We start from the raw sequence: 692 nt of genomic DNA, 5'->3' as shown, positions 1-692 counted from the left end.
TCCTTCTAATTTTTTATTATGATAAACTTATAAGATATTTACAATAAACTGTTCACATATTTTTCCATTAACAATACTAATAAAAAAACAAAAGATCACGATAATTAAATCTGTATTCCAATACAATAGATAATCATCTCATACCTTAGTTTGATGATATTAATACATATAATTTTTAAAGAGGGGAAAAATGAAAAAAATTATTTTAATATGCTTAGCTCTATTGACTATAGGATTGAATATTACAGGTTGTGGTAAAAGTGAAGAGGAAAAACGTAGAGCCCAACAAGAAGAACAAGCGAAAAAGTTTTTTGACGAAGAATTAACCTCTACAGATCGTGATCATGCATTTTAAAAAATGCTAGTATCAATCTCTAACTAAAGAAGTTACTATTTATTTCTCAAAAATAAAACCATAGCTTCTTTAGTTCTTATCTATTACAGATCCTGCTCCAGAAATTGTATTTTCAATATCAGATTGAGGTTTATTATCACTAGAAAATTGGATATCGTTATATTCTGGTGGTGTAGGTGGGGCATTAAGACTAAGGTTTGTGGCATTTTCCATTCCTGGAACACAAAAAGCAGCCATATGTCCAAGACCTTTTAACGTCATATCGGCAGCATCTCTCATTTTTGGAAGACCTGAATTAGATTGGTCTGAAGCAGTCGATTTAGATTGGTCTGAAATA

At 30.1% G+C, this 692-nt stretch carries 1 protein-coding gene and 1 pseudogene; one reads left to right on the top strand and one right to left on the bottom strand.

Translation table 11 applies throughout. The features are described from left to right. Positions 1 to 190 precede the first annotated feature (190 nt). A complete protein-coding gene (locus ACFIMQ_RS09625; RefSeq protein ID WP_169728635.1) occupies positions 191 to 355 on the top strand; it encodes a hypothetical protein in 165 nt (54 codons plus the stop codon). Between the two features lie 69 nt (positions 356 to 424). Here ACFIMQ_RS09625 and ACFIMQ_RS09620 read toward each other — a convergent pair. Next, positions 425 to 692 (bottom strand): annotated as a pseudogene (locus ACFIMQ_RS09620) (P-type conjugative transfer protein TrbL); the annotation flags it as partial.

The sequence above is a fragment of the Bartonella sp. AD13SXNS genome, assembly GCF_042196465.1.
Lineage (GTDB): Bacteria > Pseudomonadota > Alphaproteobacteria > Rhizobiales > Rhizobiaceae > Bartonella.
Note: the sequence above shows the minus strand (reverse complement) of the source record. Positions and strands in the feature narration are given on the sequence as shown.

Coding starts and splice junctions, on each gene's coding strand:
- ACFIMQ_RS09625 (WP_169728635.1), top strand. CDS start 191: ATGAAAAAAATTATTTTAATATGCTTAGCTCTATTGACTATAGGATTG.